The 20,159-nt window shown below is 62.8% G+C and carries 21 protein-coding genes and 1 pseudogene; 9 read left to right on the plus strand and 13 right to left on the minus strand.

The genetic code is table 11. From position 1 onward, the window contains the following. Window positions 1-2: 2 nt before the first annotated feature. The 3 genes from ACN6KF_RS06275 to ACN6KF_RS06285 all read right to left on the minus strand — a co-directional run bounded on the left by ACN6KF_RS06275 (window position 3) and on the right by ACN6KF_RS06285 (window position 1,614). Window positions 3-632 carry a DMT family transporter gene (locus tag ACN6KF_RS06275; protein WP_434956013.1) on the minus strand — a complete coding sequence of 210 codons (630 nt, stop codon included), beginning with the start codon at window positions 630-632 and terminating at the stop codon, window positions 3-5. 204 nt (window positions 633-836) lie between these two features. Further along, window positions 837-1,043 carry a helix-turn-helix domain-containing protein gene (locus ACN6KF_RS06280; RefSeq protein WP_434956014.1) on the minus strand — a complete coding sequence of 69 codons (207 nt, stop codon included), beginning with the start codon at window positions 1,041-1,043 and terminating at the stop codon, window positions 837-839. 10 nt (window positions 1,044-1,053) lie between these two features. Continuing rightward, window positions 1,054-1,614: a DUF2975 domain-containing protein gene (locus ACN6KF_RS06285; RefSeq protein WP_434956015.1), complete on the minus strand. Its 561-nt coding sequence runs from the start codon at window positions 1,612-1,614 to the stop codon at window positions 1,054-1,056. Window positions 1,615-1,721: 107 nt separating this feature from the next. Here ACN6KF_RS06285 and ACN6KF_RS06290 point away from each other — a divergent pair, with 107 nt between their 5' ends. From ACN6KF_RS06290 to ACN6KF_RS06300, 3 genes are all read left to right on the plus strand, one after another. After that, window positions 1,722-2,108, plus strand: a complete 387-nt coding sequence (locus tag ACN6KF_RS06290; RefSeq protein ID WP_434956016.1) for a chlorophyllide reductase — start codon at window positions 1,722-1,724, stop codon at window positions 2,106-2,108. A 167-nt stretch (window positions 2,109-2,275) separates the two neighbouring features. Then, the gene (locus tag ACN6KF_RS06295) at window positions 2,276-3,001 is read left to right on the plus strand and encodes a glutathione S-transferase family protein (protein ID WP_434956017.1); all 726 of its coding nucleotides are present in this window, start codon (window positions 2,276-2,278) and stop codon (window positions 2,999-3,001) included. Between the two features lie 258 nt (window positions 3,002-3,259). After that, window positions 3,260-4,282, plus strand: a complete 1,023-nt coding sequence (locus ACN6KF_RS06300) for an LLM class flavin-dependent oxidoreductase (protein ID WP_434956018.1) — start codon at window positions 3,260-3,262, stop codon at window positions 4,280-4,282. Window positions 4,283-4,467: 185 nt separating this feature from the next. On the opposite strand, the gene ACN6KF_RS06305 is transcribed toward ACN6KF_RS06300, so the two are convergent. Next, window positions 4,468-8,244 (minus strand): vitamin B12-dependent ribonucleotide reductase, encoded by a 3,777-nt coding sequence (locus tag ACN6KF_RS06305; RefSeq protein WP_434956019.1) that lies wholly within the window; start codon window positions 8,242-8,244, stop codon window positions 4,468-4,470. A 496-nt stretch (window positions 8,245-8,740) separates the two neighbouring features. Continuing rightward, window positions 8,741-10,024, minus strand: coding sequence for an NAD(P)/FAD-dependent oxidoreductase (locus tag ACN6KF_RS06310; RefSeq protein WP_434956020.1), 1,284 nt, complete (start codon window positions 10,022-10,024; stop codon window positions 8,741-8,743). A 122-nt stretch (window positions 10,025-10,146) separates the two neighbouring features. Here ACN6KF_RS06310 and ACN6KF_RS06315 point away from each other — a divergent pair, with 122 nt between their 5' ends. The 5 genes and pseudogenes from ACN6KF_RS06315 to ACN6KF_RS06335 all read left to right on the plus strand — a co-directional run bounded on the left by ACN6KF_RS06315 (window position 10,147) and on the right by ACN6KF_RS06335 (window position 13,759). Further along, window positions 10,147-10,653: a DUF1003 domain-containing protein gene (locus tag ACN6KF_RS06315; RefSeq protein WP_434956021.1), complete on the plus strand. Its 507-nt coding sequence runs from the start codon at window positions 10,147-10,149 to the stop codon at window positions 10,651-10,653. Window positions 10,654-10,742: 89 nt separating this feature from the next. Further along, window positions 10,743-11,678: a nucleoside hydrolase gene (locus tag ACN6KF_RS06320; RefSeq protein WP_434956022.1), complete on the plus strand. Its 936-nt coding sequence runs from the start codon at window positions 10,743-10,745 to the stop codon at window positions 11,676-11,678. A 182-nt stretch (window positions 11,679-11,860) separates the two neighbouring features. Next, window positions 11,861-12,268: an NADH:ubiquinone oxidoreductase subunit NDUFA12 gene (locus tag ACN6KF_RS06325; RefSeq protein WP_434956023.1), complete on the plus strand. Its 408-nt coding sequence runs from the start codon at window positions 11,861-11,863 to the stop codon at window positions 12,266-12,268. A 95-nt stretch (window positions 12,269-12,363) separates the two neighbouring features. Then, a pseudogene (locus ACN6KF_RS06330) lies at window positions 12,364-12,804 on the plus strand (DUF2155 domain-containing protein); the annotation flags it as partial. Window positions 12,805-13,135: 331 nt separating this feature from the next. Then, entirely contained in the window at window positions 13,136-13,759 is a 624-nt protein-coding gene (locus ACN6KF_RS06335; protein ID WP_434956024.1) for a trimeric intracellular cation channel family protein, read from the plus strand. Window positions 13,760-13,768: 9 nt separating this feature from the next. Here the strand turns inward: ACN6KF_RS06335 and aat are convergent, their stop codons facing one another. The 7 genes from aat to ACN6KF_RS06370 form a co-directional block, all read right to left on the minus strand. After that, on the minus strand, window positions 13,769-14,437 hold the full coding sequence (aat, locus tag ACN6KF_RS06340) for a leucyl/phenylalanyl-tRNA--protein transferase (RefSeq protein ID WP_434956025.1): 669 nt from the start codon (window positions 14,435-14,437) through the stop codon (window positions 13,769-13,771). Between the two features lie 11 nt (window positions 14,438-14,448). Continuing rightward, window positions 14,449-15,807, minus strand: coding sequence for an acetyl-CoA carboxylase biotin carboxylase subunit (gene accC, locus ACN6KF_RS06345; RefSeq protein ID WP_434956026.1), 1,359 nt, complete (start codon window positions 15,805-15,807; stop codon window positions 14,449-14,451). Between the two features lie 5 nt (window positions 15,808-15,812). Further along, window positions 15,813-16,277, minus strand: coding sequence for an acetyl-CoA carboxylase biotin carboxyl carrier protein (gene accB, locus ACN6KF_RS06350; RefSeq protein WP_434959625.1), 465 nt, complete (start codon window positions 16,275-16,277; stop codon window positions 15,813-15,815). Window positions 16,278-16,317: 40 nt separating this feature from the next. Then, the gene (gene aroQ / locus ACN6KF_RS06355; protein ID WP_434956027.1) at window positions 16,318-16,761 is read right to left on the minus strand and encodes a type II 3-dehydroquinate dehydratase; all 444 of its coding nucleotides are present in this window, start codon (window positions 16,759-16,761) and stop codon (window positions 16,318-16,320) included. Window positions 16,762-16,908: 147 nt separating this feature from the next. After that, window positions 16,909-17,673, minus strand: a complete 765-nt coding sequence (locus ACN6KF_RS06360; RefSeq protein ID WP_434956028.1) for a DsbA family protein — start codon at window positions 17,671-17,673, stop codon at window positions 16,909-16,911. A 220-nt stretch (window positions 17,674-17,893) separates the two neighbouring features. After that, complete coding sequence (locus tag ACN6KF_RS06365) at window positions 17,894-18,424, minus strand: YceD family protein (protein WP_434956029.1); 531 nt, start codon at window positions 18,422-18,424, stop codon at window positions 17,894-17,896. Beyond that, window positions 18,421-18,966, minus strand: a complete 546-nt coding sequence (locus ACN6KF_RS06370) for a ubiquinol-cytochrome C chaperone family protein (RefSeq protein ID WP_434956030.1) — start codon at window positions 18,964-18,966, stop codon at window positions 18,421-18,423. Before ACN6KF_RS06370 ends, ACN6KF_RS06365 begins: the two co-directional genes overlap by 4 nt. A gap of 219 nt (window positions 18,967-19,185) precedes the next feature. Between ACN6KF_RS06370 and ACN6KF_RS06375 the strand changes: the two genes are divergently transcribed. Next, window positions 19,186-19,662, plus strand: coding sequence for an outer membrane protein assembly factor BamE (locus tag ACN6KF_RS06375; RefSeq protein ID WP_434956031.1), 477 nt, complete (start codon window positions 19,186-19,188; stop codon window positions 19,660-19,662). An 86-nt stretch (window positions 19,663-19,748) separates the two neighbouring features. Here the strand turns inward: ACN6KF_RS06375 and ACN6KF_RS06380 are convergent, their stop codons facing one another. Next, window positions 19,749-20,159: a GtrA family protein gene (locus tag ACN6KF_RS06380; RefSeq protein ID WP_434956032.1), complete on the minus strand. Its 411-nt coding sequence runs from the start codon at window positions 20,157-20,159 to the stop codon at window positions 19,749-19,751.

Consider the following 20,159-nt stretch of genomic DNA (forward strand, 5'->3'; position numbering starts at 1 on the left):
GCTCAGTGGCTGACCGACTTCGACATCAGGTTGATGATCAACACGCCGGCGAGGATCAGGCCGATGCCGACGATGGCCGGCAGGTCGAGCGATTGGTGGAAGACGACGAGGCCGACAAGCGAGATCAGGACGATGCCGATTCCGCTCCACAGCGCATAGGCGATGCCGACCGGCATGGTGCGCAGCGTGTAGGAGAGAAAATAGAAGGCCGCCATGTAGCACAGCCCCATCATCACCGTCGGCCACAGCCGGGTGAACTGCTCCGAGGCCTTGAGGAACGAGGTGGCGATGATCTCGAAGACCACGGCGATCACCAGGGCGGCATAGGTCGTGACGGCTGGGCTCAACGGAAGGTCCTCGGAAAGGCGCTTTGCCGCCGCTGCGTTGGAGAGCGCGGGGCAGGGGGCGCGAACCTGCGATAGCCAAGACCTCATCTTGTGTAAAGGATATGCCTCGTCGGCGAGGCGCACTGCGACCATGCGCCCGAGGGCGATGCGCGTCTTCCGTTCCAACGCGCCCGATCGTCGGGCAGCGGAGCAGGAAACCTTTAAAACAGCAACAGCGCGCGAATTGCTTCGCGCGCCGGCCGGTTCTTGGCGGATGCCGGGAGCACCGAAGCGCTCACCTCTCATCCGGGGATGATCCAGGCTTTAGCAGCCGGAACGTCAAGCGGCGGACGCCGCCTTGGCTGAACCAGTGCAAATTCCCAGGACCTTCGTAAAGTTAGACACTGGATCACCTCCTTTCGTTGGTTGCGAACATCTCCAAGATGGCGGTAGAGGGTACGGTTGTAAAGTCCTTGGGAGCAAAGTCAGCAAAATCGGCCTGAAATGCCCCTAATCGGGCTCAAAACGCAAAATATCACCCGGTTGGCAGTCGAGATACTCGCAAATCCTCTCCAGCGTATCGAATCGGATGCCCTTGACCTTGCCCTGTTTGAGCAAGGAGAGATTCGCTTCCGTGATACCGACATGTTCGGCGAGATCCTTCGATTTCACGTTGCGCTCTGCCAGCATGACGTTGAGACGGACGCGGATGGGCATGGGTGGGTACTCAGACGAACTGGGCGTTTTCATCCGCAATCGCGGCCGCCTCCGACAAGATCCAGGCGATCACCATCACCAGCGCGGCGAAGACGATCTCGATCAGCATGCTCGAATCGAGGCTGATCGCCAGAGTGCGTGTGCCCGGCAAACCGTTCCAGCTCAAGATGACCGACAAGGCCGCACCACAAAAGGGTCTTGCAGCCGCAGAAACCAGGAGTGCGAGCGCCAGGCCGCGCAGGCCCCGGATCGCATCGGCTTCGAAGAGGGAACCGGTCGAAAAGGACCTGAAGGTGCGGCGTGCCTGCATCAGGCCCCAGACCAGTGCGCCGAGCGGCGTCATCGAAACCATGCAGGCGAGGATACGCGTAGCCAGGCTGAGATCGCCGTATCCCGGCGCGGCGAGGCGCGCATCGGCGAGCAGCCGTTCCGACGGCATGACCGCCCAATAGAGCAGCATGAGGCCGACGAGGACGATCGCAAGGATCGCGCAGAATGCAGCCATGTAGCGGCCGGTCACTCGAATGCGCCTGGTTCGCTCCGTCCTTGAAATGGCATCGGCGGTAGACATCTTGATCTCCTAAAACATACTGCATCATAGAAATAAATTATCGTTTTACAATAATATTTTTCTATGAAATGAAATCGCCGACTTCACTGTTCATGGGAAATCGGATCATGTCCACCATTCGAATTCGCGGCGTCGGCCTGACTATCGCTTGCCTCTGCTCGCATCTGTCCTCGCCTGCCCAGGCGGCTCCCTCGACCACGCGAGGGCAAATTTCGGTCGCGCAGGTGGTGCAGATGCTTGAGGAGGCGCCGCGCAATGCCATCGCCCATCAGGTGCTGACCGCCTATCTTGCCGGCGTGGGCGAGAGCGCCGGCGTCCTTGTCAGTCTTGCGGCTGGGAAGGCGGCCTGCAAGACAAGCCTGAAGCTTGATGACCGAACTGTCAGGCAGGCGCTTGCCCCGGTTGCGGCCGATGCGGCAAATGCGGCGCAGATACCCGCGACGCCGGTGATCTTACGTGACATGCTGACCCGGGCGGGTTGCCGGCTGGAATGATCCCGTTACGCCTGACGTGACCACATCAGGAAATCGCCGGTTTTGGGTGACCTGGCCTTAGAAAGGCTCACACTTCCAAGCGTGTTCGATAGATGAATTACAACTTGCAAAATCCTGAAATTGCGTCGTTTTTTTGAAAGAGAATGGAGATATTACGGTGCCGCCTGATGCCAAGTTCGAAGAAGGATGGGGCGGGTTGGATCGCTAGCCCTAGCCACGTGTTGCAGAGGAGAGAAGGGGTGACCGGGACATTTGTTGTCTATGGAGCGGCAGGCTCAGGATCGGTTCCGATCGAGGCGGCCCTTAGCCTTCTTGAATTGCCGTATCGCGTGGAGGAATGCGCTCCATGGGAGGGGGGACAGGAAGCGAGCAAGCTCGTTGGCATCAATCCCATGTTGCAGGTTCCGGCATTGGCACTGCCTACGGGTGACGTGATCAGCGAGAGCGCCGCGATCCTGATCTGGTTGGCCGATACCTATCCCGATGCGCGGCTCGCGCCGGCGTTGACCGAGGCTGCGCGCCCGGCGTTCCTGCGCTGGATGACCTACATATCTTCGGGCATTTATGCTCTTTATTGGATTACCGATAATCCTTCTCGCATCATCGAGGGAGCCGAGCATCACGCGGCCGTCAAATCCCGCTTGTTCGATCGCATCGCTCACTGCTGGGAATTGATGGAGATGCAATTGCGGCCGGGGCGCTATCTCCTCGGCGAGGATTTGTCGGTTCTCGATCTCTATGTGGCCACGGCCTCGCGATGGTCGCCCGGGCGACGGCGCTTCTATGAGGTTGCGCCCGGTCTGGCGGAGACGATACGCCGGGTGGATGCCGATCCTCGGCTGACGGCCATCTGGGCCGAACGCTTCCCATTTACGCAAGGCTGGGAGCGTTAGGGCGCAAAGCGAGTTCAAGATGACCAGATCGGCTTTGCCAGTTTCGCGATTGCGACTGCCTATAGCTCGTCCTATGGCAAAACGCGGGCATCAAGGACGATCTTCTCGATGAAGGGCCATTTGTCGTCACGGGCTTCGAGCCGGTCGTCCAGTTCAGGGGGCCTGCCGGAATGTAACTTCACTCCCTATATCTGAAGCGCGCCGGCACGGTTTCCCGCTGCGGGGCGCATTTGGGAATTCAGCAGGCAGACATTTCGCATGAAGAAGATCGGTTTTCTTTCGTTCGGGCACTGGACACCATCAACCCAATCGCAAACGCGATCTGCCGGCGATACGCTGCTGCAGTCGATCGATCTGGCCGTTGCGGCGGAGGAGCTGGGTGCGGATGGCGCCTATTTTCGCGTCCATCACTTCGCGCGTCAGCTTGCCTCGCCTTTTCCCTTGCTGGCGGCCGTGGGAGCCAGGACCAGTCGCATCGAGATCGGCACCGCCGTGATCGATATGCGGTACGAGAATCCGCTCTACATGGTCGAGGATGCGGGTTCCGCCGATCTCATCTCGAAGGGCCGCCTGCAGCTCGGCATCAGCCGTGGCTCGCCCGAGCAGGTGATCGATGGCTGGCGCCACTTCGGCTATCAGCCGGCGGAAGGCAAGAGCGATGCCGATATGGGGCGCCAGCACGCGGAGGTTTTCCTGAACCTGCTGCGCGGCGAAGGGTTCGCCCAGCCCAATCCGCGGCCGATGTTTCCCAATCCGCCGGGCTTGCTGCGCCTCGAGCCGCATGCCGAGGGCTTGCGAGAACGGATCTGGTGGGGGGCCTCATCGGATGCAACCGCGATCTGGGCCGCCAGGCTCGGCATGAACCTGCAAAGTTCGACCCTGAAGAACGACGAGACCGGCGAGGCCTTCCATATTCAGCAGGCCAAGCAGATCCGCGCCTATCGTGCGGCGTGGAAGGAGGCCGGCCATGCGCGTGAGCCCCGGGTCTCCGTCAGCCGCAGCATCTTCGCGCTGATGAATGATGAGGACCGCATGTATTTCGGGCGGGGAGGCGATGGGGAGGACCAGATCGGCTTCATCGACGAGCGCACGCGCGCGATCTTCGGACGCAGCTATGCCGCCGAGCCCGAAGCGCTCATCGAGCAGCTCAGGCAGGATGAGGCGATCTCCGAGGCCGATACCTTGCTCCTCACCGTCCCCAATCAGCTCGGCGTCGCCTACAACGCCCATGTCATCGAGACGATCTTGACCGAGATCGCGCCCGCGCTCGGTTGGCGGTGAGCAGGGCAATCTGCAGCTACAGGCACCGCAATCGGGGCGATGGCCTCAAAAAAGATGCACCCGCCAAACATGTTTGGCGGGTGCATCATTCGAATTTTCCAAGGCTTTGAAATCACGCCATTTTCGTCAACGGCGATGGATGTTCAATGGCATCCATCGCACCTTGGAGTACTCTCCATCCACCGTTAGCTGCAGCCGGTGGTGCCGCCGCATGTGTCGCATTTCAGGCACGTGCCGTTGCGCACCAGCGTGAAGTTGGCGCATTCGGGGCAAGCTTCGCCTTCATAGCCGCGCAGCCTGGCTTCCTTGCGGCGCTCGGAGGCCGGCTTGACCGCGGGAGCGGCCGGGGCTTCCCAGGCGAGAGCGTCGAGGGCGGGCTCCTCCTTCAGCGCCGTGGCGCCGACGGTGTGCGCACCAAGACCGTGCGCACCCGGGCCGGCGACCACGCCGCGGCTGAGGCCGGTATTCACGGCACTGGACAGGGCCGTGATGGCGCCGCGAGCATCGTTTGATACCGGGGCGAGCGTGTTCGACGCCGCGGTGGCACCGCCGGGCATCACCACGAAGCGCTCGGTCTTGGAGCGCACCAGGCCGCGCGAAACAGGCACGGTCACTGGCTGGGCCGGCGCCTTGCTCTCTCCGTCACCACGGCCAAGCGTAGCATGGCCATCCTCATCAGGCACGACATGGGCGAGGTCGTACCGGCCGACATAGGAGATGGCGAGCTCGCGGAACACATAGTCCAGGATGGAGGTGGCGTTCTTGATCGAGTCGTTGCCCTGCACAAAGCCAGAGGGCTCGAAACGCGTGAAGGTGAAGGCCTCGACATATTCCTCCAGCGGCACGCCATATTGCAGGCCGAGTGAGATCGCGATGGCGAAATTGTTCATCATCGCTCGGAAGGAAGCGCCTTCCTTGTGCATGTCGATGAAGATCTCGCCGAGGCGGCCATCGTCATACTCGCCGGTGCGCAGATAGATCTTGTGGCCGCCCACCACCGCCTTCTGGGTGTAACCCTTGCGGCGGTCGGGCATCTTCTCGCGCTCGCGCGCCACTTCCACCCGCTCGATAATACGCTCGACGATCTTCTCGGCGACCTGGGCCGCACGGGCGGGCACCGAGCGCTCGAGATGCTCTTCCACCGCGTCGGCTTCGTCCTCGTCGGCCAGAAGCTGCGAGTTGAGCGGCTGGGAGAGCTTGGAGCCGTCGCGATAGAGGGCGTTTGCCTTCAGCGCCAGGCGCCAGGACAGCATGTAGGAAGCCTTGCAGTCCTCCACCGTGGCGTCGTTGGGCATGTTGATGGTCTTGGAGATCGCGCCCGAGATGAAGGGCTGCGCCGCCGCCATCATGCGGATGTGGCTTTCCACCGAGAGGAAGCGCTTGCCCAAGCGTCCGCAGGGATTGGCGCAATCGAATACCGGCAGATGCTCGGCCTTCAGATGCGGCGCGCCTTCGAGGGTCATGGCGCCGCAGACATGGATGTTGGCCTTCTCGATATCAGCCTTGGCGAAGCCAAGGTGAGCGAGGAGGTCGAAGGAAGGCTCGTTGAGCTTTTCGGCCGGCACGCCGAGCGTACCGGTGATGAAGTCCTCGCCGAGTGTCCACTTGTTGAAGACGAACTTGATGTCGAAGGCCGAAGCTAGGGACTTCTCGAGCAGAGCGAGCTTCTCCTCGGTGAAGCCCTTGGAGGCCAGCGAGGTGTGGTTGATCGCGGGCGCCTGGCGCAGCGAGGCATGGCCGACGGCATGGGCCTCGATCTCGGCGATGTCGGCTTCCGAATAACCCAGCGTCCGCAGGGCCTCGGGCACGGCGCGGTTGATGATCTTGAAGTAGCCGCCGCCAGCGAGCTTCTTGAACTTCACCAGGGCGAAATCGGGCTCGATGCCAGTGGTGTCGCAATCCATCACCAGGCCGATCGTGCCGGTGGGCGCGATCACGGTCGCCTGGGCGTTGCGGTAGCCATGGGCCTCGCCCAGCGCCAGGGCGTTGTTCCAGGCGGCCTTGGCATGCTCGACGATGGCCTTGCCGTTGTCGCCGAGGGCTGCGAGAGAAGCGAGATCGAGCGCGACCGGTGCGGTGGCCAGCGCCTCATAGCCCGTTGCCTCGCCATGGGCGGCACGGCGATGGTTGCGAATGACGCGCAGCATGGATTCGCGGTTCGGCTCGAAGCCCGGGAAGGGGCCGAGCTCCCTGGCCATCTCGGCCGAGGTCGCATAGGCGACGCCGGTCATGATTGCCGAAAAGGCGCCGCCGAGCGCGCGGCCGGCATCGGAGTCGTAGGGGATGCCCGAGGTCATCAAGAGGCCGCCGATATTGGCATAGCCCAGGCCCAGCGTGCGGTAGCGATAGGACAGCTCCGCGATCGCCTTGGAGGGGAACTGCGCCATCATCACGGAGATTTCGAGCACGATCGTCCACAGACGGACGGCATGCTCGTAGGAGGCCAGGTTGAAGCTGCCGTCTTTCTCACGGAACTGCAGCAGGTTCAGCGAGGCGAGGTTGCAGGCCGTGTCGTCGAGGAACATGTATTCCGAGCACGGATTGGATGCGCGGATCGGCCCCGAGACCGGGCAGGTGTGCCAGTCATTGATGGTGGTGTGGAACTGGATGCCCGGATCGGCGGAAGCCCAGGCGGCGTGGCCGATCTTCTCCCAGAGGTCACGGGCCTTCAGTGTCTTCATGGTCTTGCCGGTGATGCGGGCCTTCAGCTCCCAATCGCTGTCCTTTTCGACCGCGTTGAGGAAGGCGTCGTCCACACGCACGGAATTGTTCGAATTCTGGCCGGCGACGGTGAGATAAGCCTCCGAGTCCCAATCGGTGTCATAGGTGTCGAAGGAGATATCCTTGTAGCCCTGCTTGGCGAACTGGATGACGCGCTTGACCAGATTGTCGGCGACGAGGTTGCGGCGGGCCGCCTTGATTTCGCGCTTGAGGGCCGGGTTGCGCTCCGGATCGAAGCAATCCTCGCCCGGGCCTTCGCATTGCACGCAGGCGCGCATCACAGCCTTGAGGTGGCGCTGCACGATCTTGGAGCCGGTGACGAGGGCGGCAACCTTCTGCTCTTCCTTCACCTTCCAGTCGATATAGGTCTCGATATCGGGATGATCGGCATCGACAACCACCATCTTGGCGGCTCTGCGGGTGGTACCGCCCGACTTGATGGCGCCGGCGGCGCGGTCGCCGATCTTGAGGAAGGACATCAGGCCGGAGGAACGGCCGCCGCCCGAAAGCCTTTCGCCCTCGCTGCGCAGGGCCGAGAAGTTGGAGCCGGTGCCCGAGCCATATTTGAACAGGCGCGCCTCGCGCACCCACAGATCCATGATGCCGCCCTCGTTGACGAGGTCGTCGGCAACCGACTGGATGAAGCAGGCATGCGGCTGGGGATGCTCGTAAGCCGAGGACGAGGAGGTCAGCTGGCCGGTCTTGTAGTCGACATAGAAATGGCCCTGGCCGGGGCCATCGATGCCATAGGCCCAGTGCAGGCCGGTGTTGAACCATTGCGGCGAATTGGGCGCGACCATCTGCATGGCGAGCATGTAGCGGTGCTCGTCGAAGAAGGCTTGCGCATCGTCTTCGCTGTCGAAATAGCCGCCCTTCCAGCCCCAATAGGTCCAGGTGCCGGCCAGGCGATCGAAGACCTGGCGAGAATCAGTCTCACCGACAAAACGCTCGGCCTCGGGGAGGGCGGCCAGAGCCTTCTTGTCGGGAATGGTGCGCCAGAGCCAGGACGGAACGGCGTTCTCTTCCACCTTCTTTGTACGGGCGGGCACGCCCGCCTTGCGGAAATATTTCTGCGCCAGGATGTCGGCGGCGACCTGGCTCCAGGCCTCCGGAACGGCGATGCCTTCCAGCCGGAAGACGATCGAGCCATCCGGATTCCGGATCTCGCTCGTCGCGGTCCGGAACGCGATGGACGCGTAGGGGGACTGCCCCTTCTTGGTGTAAAGCCGATCAATCCGCATTGCGTTCTGCCCCGAAAATTAGACGCAAAAATTCGCGCCGTGCCAGCGTTACGGCTCGGTTCGAAATCTGCCTGACATCCTGTTTACTTGTCGGTGAGTGCATGGCCCTGCCAACGTTCGAATGCCGGGCTCGTGCCCCGCAATCCCGCGAGGTTACCCCCGCCGCCGACGTTTCCGACTATGACTCAATAGGTATGACTCGACGGGGGTGGCGTCAAGATTTAGTGCCGGCAAAATGAGTGACTATCTACATATGGTAGAGGCTGTGGAAAACGGGGACAAGCTTGAGCCGGCAGCCTCAAGGCTCCGGAATCTCTGGCGAAATCGCCGCCTTCACCCTGTCTTTGAATTGCCATGTTCCGGTCATGTTTCATTTACCATCCCGGTGGATGACCCAAAATGGCACACAAGCCTTTGTGGAGAGATCGCCGAAGTCCTGCCGTAAGGGCAAGCGCGGGAGGCCGTTGGCGGACGAATCGAGGCCGGGGTGATTCCCTCACCCCTTTTCGAGCGACGAATCGTCCCCGTCCCCGCCCTGGGTGATCAGGCGGGCGCCGCGTTGATTGCGGGTGTGGATCCATAACCAGCTCAGGGCGACGCTGAGGCGAGAGCGTACGCTGATCAGGAAATAGATGTGGGCGATGCCCCAGATCCACCAGGCGAGCGAGCCGCGCAGCTTGATCCAGCCGAAATCGATCACCGCGCGCTTCTTGCCGATCTGCGCCAGGCTGCCCTGATGCTTATAGCGGAAAGGAGGCGGGGCAGGATCGCCCGCCAGCCGGGCCCGAATCACCCGGGCGACATAAACGCCGGCTTGCTTGGCGGCCGGCGCAATGCCGGGTACGGGCTTGCCGCCCGGGCCGGTGAGGCTGACGGTATCCCCAATGGCGAAAATCTCGGGATGACCCGGCACAGTCAGGTCCGGCTCGACGATGATTCGGCCGTTCCGGTCCGCCGGGACAGCGAGCCATTCGGCAGCCGGGGATGCGCGCACGCCCGCGGCCCACACGATGGTGCGTGCTGGCAGGAGCTTGCCGCCATAGACGACGCCCTCGGCGGTGCATGCGGTGACCGCGGCGCCGAGAACCACCTCGACACCAAGGCTTTCGAGCGACTGCTTGGTGTAATCGGAGAGGTCGTCGGGGTAGCCTGCGAGCACGCGGGGCCCAGCCTCTACGAGCACCACTCGTGCTTTATGCGTGTCGATACGGCGAAAATCCGGAGCCAGGGTGTCGCGCGCCAGTTCGGCGATGGTGCCGGCGAGCTCTACGCCGGTTGGTCCGGCGCCGACGATCACGAAGGTGAGCAAAGCGTCCTGCACCTTGGGATCGGTCTCGCGTTCCGCCTTTTCGAAGGCAATGAGAATGCGCCGGCGAATGGTGGTGGCGTCCTCGATCGCTTTCAGGCCAGGGGCGTGAGGCTCCCATTCGTCATGACCGAAATAGGCGTGGCGCGCGCCCGTCGCCAGAATCAGCGTGTCATAGGCAAGCATCGCGCCGTCCTTCAGGCACACTTGCCGCGCCGGCGCGTCGATGCCGCCGACTTCACCGAGCAGCGTGGTCACCTCCGGCCGGCCGCGCATGAGATGGCGAATCGGCCAGGCAATCTCGGAGGTGGCCAGCGAGGCGGTGGCAACCTGATAGAGCAGGGGCTGGAAGATATGGTGATTGCGCCGATCCACCAGCGTGATCTCGACGGGCGCCCTCTTGAGGTGATGGATAGCTTCCAGGCCCCCGAAACCTGCCCCGACGACCACGATACGGTGGGGTTCGCCCGCCATGTCCCATTCTCCTGCCTACAGTCCGGCGTCGCGGCCCGTATGCGCGCCCGACAATTTCCGCCGTTCAGCCAGGGAACCTTGTAGCATTCCCGCACCGCAAGCAGAGTCGGAAAGAACGGAAGATGAGCCTCATCGCCAAAGCCCATCAGCTTCATGACGAGGAGCTGGCACTCCTGCACCGGTTGCGCCAGTCGCGACGCGTCCGACGAGGAGGAGATCAGGCGGCGATGTCCTTCGGCGCCCGCGTTGCCGATGCGGTCGCCGCCACCATGGGAAGCTGGCCTTTCATCATCGTGCAATCGGCCGTGCTGGCGGCCTGGGTGGTGCTCAACGTCATCGCCTTCGTCCAGCATTGGGATCCCTATCCCTTCATCCTGCTCAATCTGGCGCTGTCGTTCCAGGCGGCTTATGCCGCCCCCTTCATCATGATGAGCCAGAACCGGCAGGCCACCATCGACCGTGCTGCCGCCACCCATGACTATGACGTCAACACCAAGGCGGAACTGGAGATCGAGCTGTTGCATGAGAAGATAGACTTCCTGCGTGAGACTCAAGTCGTGGAGTTGATGCAACTGGTCAAAAGGCTGGAGGAGAAACTCGACGCCGCCGACCGCGCGCCACCGGCCTGAAGCAGCCGAGGAAGAGGAGTCTTCGGCGCCTTGCGCGCCGATCCGCGCCGGTCCATGGTCCGGCCTTCTTCAATGCTCCCGAGTCTGTCATGCCCCGTTCCATCATCATCGACACCGATCCCGGCCAGGACGATGCCCTGGCGCTGTTGCTGGCGCTGGGAAGTCCCGAGATCGAGGTGCTGGGCATCACCACCGTGGCCGGCAATGTGCCGTTGGCCTTGACGAGCCGAAATGCGCGCGTGGTCTGCGAGCTGGCGGGGCGGTCCGACATCACCGTGTGCGCCGGCGCGGACCGGCCGCTGCTGCGACCGCTCGTCACCGCCGAGCATGTGCATGGCAAGACCGGCCTCGACGGCGCGGATCTGCCGGAGCCGGCCATGCCGCTCAGCCCGCGCCATGGCGTCGATTTCATCGTCGAGACCCTGATGACGCGCCCCTCCGGCACCATCACGCTTTGCCCGCTTGGCCCCCTCACCAACATTGCCCTGGCGTTGATGCGCGAGCCGCGCATCGCCCCGCGCATCAAGGAGATCGTGCTGATGGGCGGGGGCTGCTTCGAGGGCGGCAACATGACGCCGGCGGCCGAGTTCAACATCTTCGTTGATCCCCATGCGGCCAAAGCGGTTTTCGCCGCCGGCGTTCCGATCACCATGGCCCCGCTCGACGTGACCCACAAGGCGCTCACCACCCGCCCGCGCGTCGACAGGATCCGGGCGATCGGGTCCAAAGTTTCGGATGCGGCGGTGGGTTGGCTCGATTTCTTCGAGCGCTTCGACGTGCAGAAATACGGTTCGGAGGGCGGGCCTCTGCACGATCCCTGCGTGATCGCCTGGCTGATCAAGCGTGAGCTCTTCACCGGCCGTTCCTGCAATGTCGAGATCGAGACGGAATCCGACCTTACCCAGGGCATGACGGTGATCGACTGGTGGGGCGTGACCGACCGTCCGAAAAACGCCTTTGTCCTCGGCGGCATCGATGCCGACGGCTATTTCGAGCTGATTGCGCAGGCGATCGCGCGGCTCTGATACTTCGCCGGTGGCCTTCGGGTCAGACGGATGCGGAGTTAGGATGGCAGATTCGAGCAGAACAAGGTTCTGCTGCCACGCGTCTTGCTCCAGAAATCGCCCGTAAGGTGGAGCGGAATGGTGGACATCCCCTTCATGCTTGGCCATAAGACTTGCAACGGAATACGAAACGGCAGCCCTCGATGAAAACGCTCCTGCAGATCTTCACGTGGTGGAACGGCTCCACGATCGGAACCCGCTTCTGGACCTCGCGTAAGGGCGAGCGCGTGGGCGAGGACGAGTTCGGCAACGTCTACTACCGCACCAAGGGCGGTGCCGTGGATCCGACCATTGGCGTGCAGCGCCGCTGGGTGCAGTATAATGGCTATGCCGAGGCCACGGCGATTCCGCCGGGCTGGTGGGGCTGGATGCACCATCAGATCGATACCCCTCCGAGCGAGACCGAATACAAGCCGCGCGATTGGCAAAAGCCGCATCGCCCCAACCAGACCGGTACGGTGAACGCCTATCACCCCAAGGGCTCGATGCTCTCTCACGGCCATCGCCAGGCGGCGACCGGCGATTACCAGGCCTGGTCGCCGGGGGACTGACGCATCGGTATAGCCGGCTGCGGCGGTGCCCGTGGCCGTCTTTTCGCCCCGAAAGGGCGCTATCGCTTTTCGACTCGTCCAGACACGGATCCCCTTTGCCTTTGCGTCCGCCTGCCTTCCATTCTCTGACCGACCGGTCCCGGCGCCTTGCTGTTGCAAGTGCGGCTTGCCTCGGCGTGATTTTGGGCACCGGCGAAGCTCGGGCTGAGCGCATCACCAACCCCACCGCGGTCTTCACCGGCCTCGACAAGATTTCCGGTGAAATCAGTACCTTCGAGGCGCCAGTTGGACAGACGGTGAAGTTCGGGGCGCTCAGCGTGACCCCACGCGTATGCTACAGCCGTTCGGCCAGCGAGGATCCGCAAACCACCAGCTTCGTTGAAATCGACGAGCTCACGCTCAGCAAGAAGGTCGATCGCCTGTTCAATGGCTGGATGTTCGCTGCCAGCCCGGGCCTCAATGGCGTCGAGCATCCCGTCTATGACGTCTGGCTCAAGGACTGCAAGGGCGGCAAGACCAGCGATCCACCGCCGCCGCCCGTGGTGACGGCTCAGCCGGGCAGCAAGCCCGCGAAGGGCAAGAAGGGGCAGGCCGCATCGCCCGAGACGGTGGTACCGGACGCCGCTCCGCCGCCTGAGGCCGGCGACGGCAATACCGATTTCTTCGACCAGCCGGTGGATCCCAACGCGCCGCAGGATTGAGCGGGCGGCTTTTCACCGTCCATGCACAGCTTTGTTGATCGGCGTGATTGTCTGCCGTACGGGGATCGTGGATAGGGCGATGCCATGTCCTGATATCACCGGAAATCCTGATATCACCGGAAATCCTGACATCACTGGAAATCCTGGCATCGCTGGAAGCGCGTCGATGTCCCGCAAGGTCGATCAACTGGTTCTCCTCGCCGATCTCGGCGGCACCTTCGTATTCGCGCTCGAAGGGGCGTTGGCCGGCGTGGTGGCCGGGTTCGATCCGGTCGGGGTGCTGGTGCTGGCCTTCCTGACGGCGCTCGGCGGTGGAGTGATGCGCGACGTCTTGATCGGCGCCCGCCCGGTGGCTGCGGTGGCCGACTGGCGCTATACGGTGGCCGTGCTCAGTGCCGCTTTCGTCACCTGGGTGTTCCACGCTTGGGTCAAAGCCATCCCGATCCACGTGTTGATCGCGTTCGATGCCTGTGGCCTGGCTCTGTTTGTGGTGGCCGGTACCTTCAAGGCGCTGGATTTCAAGATTCATCCTCTGGTGGCGATTTTCCTCGGCACGGTCAGCGGCGTCGGGGGCGGTGTGATGCGCGACGTGCTGCTGAACAGGGTGCCGCATATTCTGCAGACCGACATCTATGCGACAGCCGGCATGGCCGGCGCTATCGTGATAACACTCAGCCGCGGGCGAAATTGGCGCCGGCGCTATGTCGCTGTGGCGGCGGCTATCCTCTGCGTCAGCCTGCGCATGATCGCGGTCGCCTATAATTGGCAGCTCCCGACAAGCCCCTTTTGACCGGCAGGCTCAATCGGCCAGTACGGCCAGAATTTCAGCGCCGCTCCTGGCCTCTTCCTTTGGCCAGGCGAGAAAATCACCGTCCTCGGCGAGAGCGTCATCCAACAGTTGATGATAGAGGGAGCGCGGCAGTTCGATGGCGCCGAGGCTGGTCAGGTGGTCGGTGACGAACTGGGTGTCGAGCAGCTGGTAGCCGCCATGGCGCAATCTTGCCACCAGATGAGCCAAGGCGACTTTCGAGGCGTCGCTCTCGCGATGGAACATGCTTTCGCCGAAAAAGGCGCCGCCAAGGTCGACACCGTAGAGGCCACCAACCAGCTGGCCGCCGCGATAGGCCTCGACCGTGTGGCAATGCCCCAGCCGGAACAATTCGCCATAGAGCCGACGGATCGAGGCGTTGATCCAAGTGGTGCGACGCCCCGGCGCGGATTGCGCGCAGCCATCGATCACCGCCTCGAAATCGCGATCCACCACGATCTCGAAACGGTCGGAACGGATGGTGCGGGCGAGGCGATGGGAGATGATCAGGCCATCGAGCGGAACGACGCCGCGAAACTCCGGCTCGACCCAATAGAGGCCTGGATCATCGACGCTCTCGGCCATCGGGAAGATGCCGCAGGCATAGGCCTTGAGCAGGACCTGCGGCGTGATCTCCAGATTGATCTCGGCGCCCGACATGGCGGAAAAGCCTAGACGCTGTCGCTCATGCCGCCGGCCTCGAGGAACTTCTCGAGCCAGTGAATGTCGTAGAGGCCGTTCTGGATGTCCGCGTTGCGCACCAGGGTGCGGAACAGGGGCAGGGTGGTCTCCACGCCATCGACCACGAATTCGTCGATAGCCCGGCGCAGACGCATCAGGCACTCGGTGCGTGTGCGGCCGTGCACGATGAGCTTGCCGATCAGCGAATCATAATAGGGCGGGATCTTGTAGCCTTGATAGACCGCCGAATCGACGCGTACGCCGAGCCCGCCCGGCGGATGGAAATAGCTGATCGTGCCAGGGGAAGGCCGGAAGGTCGCGGCATTCTCGGCATTGATGCGGCACTCGATGGCATGGCCTTCGATCTGCACGTCAGACTGCTTGATCGACAGCGGCGAACCGGCGGCGATCTTGATCTGCTCGTTGACGAGATCGATGCCGGTAATCATCTCGGTCACCGGATGTTCCACCTGGATGCGCGTGTTCATTTCGATGAAATAGAACTCGCCATTCTCATAGAGGAATTCGATGGTGCCGGCGCCGACATAGCCGAGTTCGATCATCGCCTTGGCGACGATATCGCCGATCTTGCTGCGCTGGGCGGCATTGAGAGCTGGGGAGGGGCCTTCCTCCCACACCTTTTGGTGTCGGCGCTGCAGCGAGCAGTCGCGCTCGCCCAGATGAATGGCATGACCCTGGCCATCACCGAGCACCTGCAATTCGATGTGGCGGGGCTTTTGCAGGTATTTCTCGAGATAGACCGCGTCGTCGCCAAACGCTGCCAGAGCTTCGGCGCGGGCGGTGGCGAGAGCGTCGGACAAATCCTCGGCCGTCAACGCGACCTTCATGCCGCGGCCACCGCCACCGGCGGCTGCCTTGACCAGCACGGGATAGCCGATCTCGGCGGCGATGCGGGCCGCGTCGACGTCATTGGTGACGCCACCATCCGAGCCGGGAACGCAGGGGATGCCGAGGCGCTTGGCGGTGCGCTTGGCCTCGATCTTGTCGCCCATCATGCGGATATGCTCGGCCTTGGGGCCGATGAAGGCGATGTTGTGCTGATCGAGTATGTCGGCGAAGCGGGCGTTTTCCGACAGGAAGCCGTAGCCCGGATGCACTGCTTCAGCGCCGGTAATCTCACAGGCCGCAATCAGAGCGGGGATGTTGAGATAGCTCTCGCGTGCCGGCGGGGGCCCGATGCAGACGCTTTCGTCCGCCAGCTTGACATGCATGGCATCGGCGTCGGCGGTGGAATGGACGGCCACCGTCTTGATGCCGAGTTCCTTGCAGGCGCGCAGCACGCGCAGGGCGATCTCGCCGCGGTTCGCGATCAGGATCTTGTCAAACATTCCCGTCACTCGATGATCATCAGCGGCTGGCCGTATTCGACCGGCTGCTTGTCTTCGATGAACAAGGTGGTCACCGTTCCAGAACGCGGCGCGATGATGTCGTTGAAGGTCTTCATGGCTTCCACGATCAGTACGCGATCGCCCTGGTTGACCTTGCTGCCGATCTCCACGAAGGCCTTGGCGCCCGGTGCGGCGCCGAGAAAGGCGGTACCCACCATCGGCGATTTCAGCACGCCGGGATGATTGGCCGGGTCGGCGGCGGCGGGCACTGCGGCGACGACGGCGGCCGGTGCGGCAACGCTCACCGCTGGCGCGCCCACCGGCACGGTGGCCGTGACGTTGATCTGCCGCGCCACCCGGATACGCAGGTCAGCCTGCTGCACCTCGATTTCGGTAAGATCCGTCTCCGTGAGGAGATTGGCGAGTTCCCGGATAATCTCGGGATCAATCCCCGATTTGGTTCGCGACATCGTCATGCCTTGCGTTTCCGCGGGGCCGAGGCCCCGTCATTCATTGAGCCGATACGCTCGAAGCCAGTGCTTCGAGGGCAAGTTCATAGCCCTTGGGGCCAAATCCGCAGATCACGCCCTTGGCGGCCGGCGAGACCCAGGAGTGGTGCCGGAAGCTTTCGCGCGCGAACACGTTGGATAGATGCAGTTCGATTACCGGCAGGCTAACAGCCTTGATCGCATCGTGCAGAGCGATCGAGGTGTGGGTGAGCGCGCCGGGATTGATGATCAATCCGACTGCTCCCTTGTGATAGGCCTCGTGCACCCAGTCGAGCAGCACGCCCTCGTGGTTGGTCTGCCGGAATTCGACGGTCAGGCCCAATTGTTCCGCGCGCGCCCGGGCCAACGTCTCGATACCGCCGAGGTCGAGCGTGCCGTAGACGGACGTTTCACGCACACCCAGCATATTGAGATTGGGGCCATTCAGAATGTAGACGAGCGCCATGCTTGCCAATCGGACCATAAATTGAAAGCCCGAAGCGTGCTGCAACGGGCCTTTTGCTGCGAACGCTCCTTATAGGGCGCTCGATCCAGGAAGGCAAAGCCGGCGGTGAAAAACCGCCTGCTTTGCACGCAGAAGGTTCTGTCCGGCTCAGCCGCAGGCGGTCTGGCCGCATTTGCGCAGCGAATCGATCTTGGATTTCAAGGCGTCGTAGCCGACGGCGCCGGGCGTGATCTCGCTGCCGAGCACATAGGAGGGCGTGCCGTTGATGCCCAGTGCTTCGCCGAGGCGCATGGTGCTGGCGAGCCCCTGCAGCAAGGCCGGATCCTTCATGTCGGTCTGCAGCTTGGTCATGTCGACACCGGAGTCCTCCGCCACCTGCAGCGCCCGATCCTTGCCGACGGCGCCGCGGGTGGTCAGCAGGGTCTGATGAAACTGCATGAACTTGTCACCCTGCAACTGCTTCTTGACGGCGAGGGCAACCACGGCGGCTTCCTTGGAGCCTTCGCTCAGGATCGGGTAATCGCGCAGCACCACCTTGAGCTTCTTGTCGGTATCGAGCAGCTTGACCATGTCGGCGAGGCCGCGCTTGCAGTAGCCGCAATTGTAGTCGAAGAATTCGACCAGCGTGACATCGCCCTGAGGGTTGCCCAGTACGGCGTTCTGCGACCCGTTGAGGATGGTATCCATGCTGTCGGAGAGCAGCTTCTTCTGGCGCTCGGACGCCGCCGCTTCCTGTTTGGCCTGCATGGCGTTGATGGCGTCGACGATGACCTCGGGATGCTCCATCAGGTAATTCTTGACGATCGCCTCGACCGCCGGCTTGTCCAGCGGTTCGGCAGCGAAGACGGGCTGGCCGGATGCCAGCAAGCCAACGCCGAGTGCAACCCCGGCCATCAGACGCTTCAACGACATTTACTTCTCCAAAAGGCAGAAATTCATACGGTGTGGATAGGTCCAGGCCCGTAACGGATCAATGAATCGCGGCTCCAGGACGTGCGATCTCACACAATCGTGTTCGATCAAAGGCGTTTGCTACGGCTTTTGCCCGTTGCTGGGCACGGCAGGTTTCGCAAAGACGCATCGAAACAAGGAGCCGGAGCAAAGCGCATTTTAACGAAAACGTCCTTTGCTCTTAAGAATCCTTGTCCTTCAACTTGTTGAGCGCGGCGAAGGGAGAGAGGCCCGCTTCGTCTTCGTCGCCCTCGAAGGCCGCACCCGGCTTGCGCGGATAGGGATCGAGCGCCAGGGCAAGGAACTCGCAGACGATGGCACCCAGATCGATGGTGTCGCCGGACAGCAGGTCCGGCGGATCCTCGGCATCCGGGTTGTGCAATTCGGCCAGATCGAATTCGGCATTGGGATCCTGCCCATCCGGTGAGAAGCGGACATCGACGGGAGCGTCGACCTCGCTCTCGAACGGCTCGGCCGTGACGACACAGATCTGTGTCAGGCGGGCACGAATGGTGCCATCGACCGCCAGCCCATCCTTGCGGAAGGGTGTGACATGAAGCTTGGCCGTGAGGGCGGCGACATCAGGAACACCGAGCTGCCGCGCGATGGCCCGGCGCTCGTCCTCGTTCGTCTCGATGACGAAGTGGCGGCCGGTGGGCGGAACCTCGCGCAGGTGGACCGGACGCGAGAAGTGGGGCGTTTCATTGGTCATGCGCTCTCACCTAGGGCTGGGGTGGGGAAGGGCAGGGAATTGCTGGCAAGATTCGCCAGCGATGCATCGGCAAGGGCCTTGGAGGCGCGCCGGACATAGCCGGCGAGAGCCTGCGCCTGAGGCAGTCTCGCCTCGTCGCGTGCATAGACGTTGCGCAGAAGGACCTGGGTGAGTTCTTCGTCATCGGGCTTGTGCAAGGCATTGCCATAGGAAGACGAGCATCCCGTATAGATGTCGGCGATCTTGCGCATCTTCTTGGGCACGGTGAGATCGCCCACGCCCATTTCCCGCATGGCGCGGTCGAGCTCAGCGAAAAAGCGGTCGCATACGCCCTGGGCGATCTCACGGATATCACCCTGCTCGTCATTGAGCCGGTGCATGAGCAGGAACAGATGCAGCAGCATCATGTCCGTGCGCCCTTCCACCGTGTCGGGGACGCGTCCTTCGAGGAACAGTGCGGGATCGCGGCTCTGCGCCAGGATCTGGTCGTAGAGGCGGGCAATCTGCGCCTCGCGCGCTCTATTGCGAAACAGGCCGAACATGAGCTCCTTCACCAGCAGGGATATTCGACAGGGGGTCCGGGGGGCGGGACCATGCCCGCGGCCCGGCGACGATCCGGTCGAAGACCGCACTCTATAGCGGACGCTCCATATAAGTGGATGCTCCCTGAGCGCCAAGGTTGAATTTCGTGCGCGAGCGGGTTACGCCAGAGCCCACGCGACGATGTGGCGAACGAGCCTGTGTGCCCGATGGAGGCCAAAGTGAGTATAGTTGTGTTGCCCCCCCGTTTCCGGTCTCCCGTGCTGGCGGCCGCTGTCGTCATCTCGCTGGCTGGGCTGCTGCAAAGCTGCGGCTCGATCGGCGAGACCAATGTGCACGGTATCGTGGTGACCGAGAGCACCTTGTCGGCGATCAAGCCCGGCACGACCCAGGCCCAGGTGCTGGAAGCGCTCGGCACGCCCTCGACCCAGTCCACCCTCGACGGCCAGGCCTGGTACTATGTGTCTCAGACCACCTCGCGGCCGGTGGCCTTCCTGTCGCCGCACCTGGTCGACCGCAATGTGCTGGCCGTCTACTTCGCCAATGGCCGGGTGTCGCGCGTCGCCAATTACGGTCTGAAGGACGGCGTGGTGTTCGATTCGATCACCCGTACGACGCCGACGGCCGGTGGCGATCTCAACTTCGTCACGCAGCTCGCGCGCGGCATGACCGCAGGCATCCCGGGCTTCGGCCGATAGGCTCAGCGGCAGAGCGAAGAAGCGTCTCCGTGTGAGGCGCTTTTTTTGCGATCGGGGATGATTCCATCATATCGCGAGAGAGACTCTTATGGCGGCCTATCTGGAGTCCTCGGCTTCGGCGCGAAGACGACCTTGAGATAGCTCCAGAAATTGAGGCTCATCGACAGCGCGATAGCAACCGCCACGGCGAGCACCGGCCATCGTGCAAAGGGCCCGCCGAGGGTGACCAGCGCCATGAAAGCGCCGAGATTGATCAGGGCCGCCAGCACGCTGGCGGATAAATAGCGCAGGAACTCGGACACGATGTCGGAGCCGGCCCGGTCGCCGAAGGCAAGCGAGCGGTTGATCAGCCAGGTCACCACCATGGCGCAGGCAAAGGAGACCAGGCGCGCCAGACGGGCATCGAGGCCGAGATTGACCAGGGCGGTCAGAATGCCGGCATCGAAGGCGAAACCGACGAAGCCGGCCAAGGCAAAGCAGCATAGCCGCCAGCGCAA

Origin of the sequence: Labrys methylaminiphilus subsp. lupini (genome assembly GCF_051161885.1) — a bacterium.
Lineage (GTDB): Bacteria > Pseudomonadota > Alphaproteobacteria > Rhizobiales > Labraceae > Labrys.